Below are 434 nucleotides of genomic sequence, written 5' to 3' on the forward strand. Positions count from 1 at the left end.
CCAGCAGTCTGCCGGTATCATCTTTACCCAGCGTGTAAGAAGGGATGGCACCACTCAGGATGTTTTTTCCATCAACGGTGCCCCTGGCTTCAGGGTCTGGTACCTCTTCCCGTGGTCCGCCGTCTTTATCCTCCGGCCTTAAACGCTTCCAGACATAGGGGGATTTATCTGTGGTATCTCCATTGTGGGCATTAAACGCATACTTAGCGGTTAAGGTTTCATTCAGGTACAGTTTGCCTTCCAGCAACAGGTCATCAATGGACGGTTTAGCCGCCGGATCCAGGACAGTGCCCGGTTTTGCACCTTTGGCGGTAGTTTTGTTGATGTCGGTATCCGTCATGCCGGTATCCACCGTTTTGGGATCACCCGCTTCATTGTTGCCGTTAACCGGCTTCACGGTGATCGCGAGGGTTTTCCCTGCATCGGCCTGTTCC

At 53.2% G+C, this 434-nt stretch carries 1 protein-coding gene; it reads right to left on the minus strand.

All coding sequences use genetic code 11. The features are described from left to right. A partial coding sequence (locus Xvie_RS20585) for a hypothetical protein (protein ID WP_139838946.1) occupies positions 1–397 on the minus strand: 397 nt, incomplete at its 3' end. Between the last annotated feature and the right edge of the window lie 37 nt (positions 398–434).

Source organism: Xenorhabdus vietnamensis, from assembly GCF_002127535.1.
GTDB lineage: Bacteria > Pseudomonadota > Gammaproteobacteria > Enterobacterales > Enterobacteriaceae > Xenorhabdus > Xenorhabdus vietnamensis.